Origin of the sequence: Microcystis sp. M49636_WE2, assembly GCF_030065375.1 — a bacterium.
GTDB classification, from domain to species: Bacteria; Cyanobacteriota; Cyanobacteriia; order Cyanobacteriales; family Microcystaceae; genus Microcystis; species Microcystis aeruginosa_C.
The window spans coordinates 1-3099 of sequence record NZ_JASJFG010000510.1 but is presented as its reverse complement, the minus strand read 5'-3'; the positions used below and the strand labels follow the sequence as shown (position 1 = coordinate 3099).

At 46.9% G+C, this 3099-nt stretch carries 5 protein-coding genes; 1 reads left to right on the top strand and 4 read right to left on the bottom strand.

Annotated elements, in window-relative coordinates; translation table 11 throughout:
• The coding region (locus tag PX484_RS11920) for a pentapeptide repeat-containing protein (RefSeq protein ID WP_288103998.1) at positions 1–290 on the top strand (290 nt) is incomplete at its 5' end.
• Positions 291–450: 160 nt separating this feature from the next.
• On the opposite strand, the gene PX484_RS11915 is transcribed toward PX484_RS11920, so the two are convergent.
• The 4 genes from PX484_RS11915 to clpP all read right to left on the bottom strand — a co-directional run bounded on the left by PX484_RS11915 (position 451) and on the right by clpP (position 3083).
• Positions 451–588 carry a photosystem II reaction center protein K gene (locus tag PX484_RS11915; RefSeq protein ID WP_008206475.1) on the bottom strand — a complete coding sequence of 46 codons (138 nt, stop codon included), beginning with the start codon at positions 586–588 and terminating at the stop codon, positions 451–453.
• Between the two features lie 50 nt (positions 589–638).
• Positions 639–1763, bottom strand: coding sequence for a tRNA guanosine(34) transglycosylase Tgt (gene tgt, locus PX484_RS11910; protein ID WP_287709501.1), 1125 nt, complete (start codon positions 1761–1763; stop codon positions 639–641).
• A 45-nt stretch (positions 1764–1808) separates the two neighbouring features.
• Positions 1809–2270, bottom strand: a complete 462-nt coding sequence (locus PX484_RS11905; protein WP_043997955.1) for a hypothetical protein — start codon at positions 2268–2270, stop codon at positions 1809–1811.
• Positions 2271–2480: 210 nt separating this feature from the next.
• A complete protein-coding gene (gene clpP, locus PX484_RS11900; protein WP_002758513.1) occupies positions 2481–3083 on the bottom strand; it encodes an ATP-dependent Clp endopeptidase proteolytic subunit ClpP in 603 nt (200 codons plus the stop codon).
• Positions 3084–3099: the final 16 nt, after the last annotated feature.

The window sequence follows — 3099 nt, the reverse complement described above, 5'->3', positions numbered from 1 at the left end:
CGGATTTTCGCTCCACTTCCGACCAACGCACGGACTTAGGCAAAACTAACTTTTGCGGAGCCGATCTCAACTATGCCAATCTGAGCGGCTCCCTGTTATATCGAGCTAATTTCGCTGATTGCCGACTTTGCCGGGTTAATTTTCGTGCTAGTCCCGAAAGAGACGGATTTATTACCGATCTCACCGGGGCCAGTTTCCGGGGTGCGGATCTCAGTTATGCCGATTTGCGCGGGGCAATTTTAGAAGATGTGGACTTGACTGATGCTGATTTAACCTGGACTTTGTTTTAATCTGGGAAGCTTTTTCAGTAAACAGTAAACAGTAAACAGTAATCAGTGAAAAGACAGCAGTGTTAATGTCATTTCGTACTCCTCACTTAATACCACTCACTTAAAACTCAAATCTGATAACTGATAACTGCTCACTGATAACTGATAATTGAGAGTCGATTTATTTAAAACCGACGGATGCTTGCCAAACAAAGGCCAGCAAGAGGAAAAATAGGGGAATCAGGGGCAAGACATCGACTAAGGGGTCGAAAATTTGGTATGCTTCCGGCAATTTGGCCAACAAAAGTGCAGTTTCCATCTCTCTATCTACCTTGACAAGAAAATTTTTAAACGTTTCCTGAAATTTTATCACGTTGGGGTAACATCTACGGCATCCTCAAGCCAAGGGGCAAAATCTTGGGTAAAAGTCCCCCCTAGGATAGATTGACGAATTTCACGGGTAAATCTGATTAATTCGGCGATATTGTGCAGAGATAAGAGAATATAACCCAACATTTCCCCCGATTTAATTAAATGATTGAGATAGGCACGGCTAAAGTGTTGACAGGTGTAACAGGGACAAGTCTCGTCTAAAGGGGCGAAATCCTCCTTAAAACGGGCATTTTTTAGGTTCCAACGCTCCCCCCGCACCAAAGCCGTGCCATGGCGACCAAAACGGGTGGGAATAACGCAATCAAACAGATCTATGCCACTAGCGATCGCCTTGGCCATTTCTCCATAGGTTCCCACTCCCATCAGGTAACGGGGTTTATTTTCGGGGAGTAAAGGGGCAGTTATCTGGACAATGCGATGAATTAGGCTCGTTTCTTCCCCCACACTCACGCCCCCGATGGCATAACCGGGTAAATCGAGTTTTACTAAAGATTCCGCCGCCGCTGCCCGTAAATCCTCATAGATTCCCCCTTGCACTATGGCGAATAAGGCCTGTTCTTGAGGTCGTTGATGGGCCCCCAGACAGCGCTCTAACCAGCGATAGGTGCGTTCTATGGATGCTTTCATGGTCTCATGACTGACTCCCGTGGGGGGACATTCATCGAAGGCCATAATGACATCAGCACCGAGGGCATTTTGAATCTGAATCGATTTTTCTGGCGTAATTTCGATGATTCTACCGTCCCGGGGCGATCGAAAGGTGACTCCCGACTCTTTAATTTGCCGCAGTTGACTAAGGCTAAATACCTGAAATCCACCCGAATCTGTTAATATTGGCTGATTCCACGCCATAAAATCGTGTAAACCTCCCGCTTTCTCGATAATACTTTCTCCGGGCTGCAGATGCAGGTGATAGGTATTAGCGAGAATCATTTGCGCCCCCGTGCTGGCGATTTGAGCGGGGGTCAAACCTTTCACCGTCGCTAAAGTTCCCACGGGCATAAAACGGGGTGTTTCTACCGGTCCGTGGGGAGTATGCCAAACCCCAACCCGCGCACCAGTTTGGGGACACTGGGCGATTAATTCAAAGGAAAATCCCACTGTTTCAGTTATCAGTTATCAGTTATCAGTATTTTTGCTCGCTGCCTAAAAGGGGCAATCGTTGTCGTCTTCGTCTTCAAACTGCACATCCCACTTAGCAGAAAGTACCTGAGTAACCATGGCTTCGAGGGTATCGGCATTGAGACGGGCTTTCATCTCGGGGTCTTGCAGTGGATTACTCAGGGGAATTAGCCGTAATTGCCGATTGTCTTGGATCAGATCAAAATAGGTTTCACCGTCGGGAGAGCGGTTTAAACGTAGATAATCGAAGCTATAGGTATTGAGATAAAGACTGTAGTTGGCAACTAGGGTGCTTTGCTGATAATCGGCGAAAACTTCTAGTATCCATCCCTCCCCTTCACTCTGAATCACTCCTTCGAGACTATGGATGTAGCGAACTCGTCCGAGATCATCGAGGAGACGACGCATATCTTCTTTAGCGATGACCACGCCAGAATCAATAATACAGGGGGCGGGCAGGGGCTGTGAGGGTGGATGATAGTTCATAGGGATTGCCAGTAAAAAAATTTCCGTTAATAACCCACCGGGTGTTTCTACCGATTCCTGTTGCAATTTTTTTCGGGTTACGTCTCGATCTTAACCCAATCCGCTAGAACTTTTCACTGTTATTTAATATTAATAACGACGATCGATGATTAATTTCCGCTTACTAAATATTTACAAAAATCTGGGTAGACAGGGCCTACCCGATCATAACTATTTACTGGGAGGGTTAGAAGCGGAAGGACTGCGATCGATGACTTGATCGATTAAACCATAGTCTAGAGCTTCTTCGGCGGACATAAAGAAATCCCTTTCCGTATCCTCGGCGATGAGGTCGAGAGGTTTACCCGTATGACTAGCTAGGTGTTGATTGAGTAATTGTTTGAGATAGAGAATTTCTTTGGCCTGAATTTCGATATCGGTGGCCTGACCTTGGGCGCCGCCGAGGGGTTGGTGAATCATGATCCGCGAGTTGGGTAGGCTCATTCTTTTGCCCGGTTTGCCGGCGCTGAGGAGAAAAGCCCCCATACTGGCAGCTAAACCAATACAAATGGTGCTGACATCGGGACGGATTTGATTCATGGTGTCAAAAATCCCTAATCCAGCCGAAACGGAACCCCCGGGGGAGTTGATATACAGGTAAATATCTTTTTCGGGGTCTTCTGCTTCTAGAAAGAGTAATTGGGCGACGATTAGGTTAGCTAGGTCGCTGGTTACTTCTTGTCCCAAAAAGACGATTCTTTCCCGGAGTAGTCGGGAGTAGATATCGAAGGCGCGTTCGCCCCGGCCTGTGGTTTCAATAACGGTAGGAATCATTGCGCTTTCTTGTCTT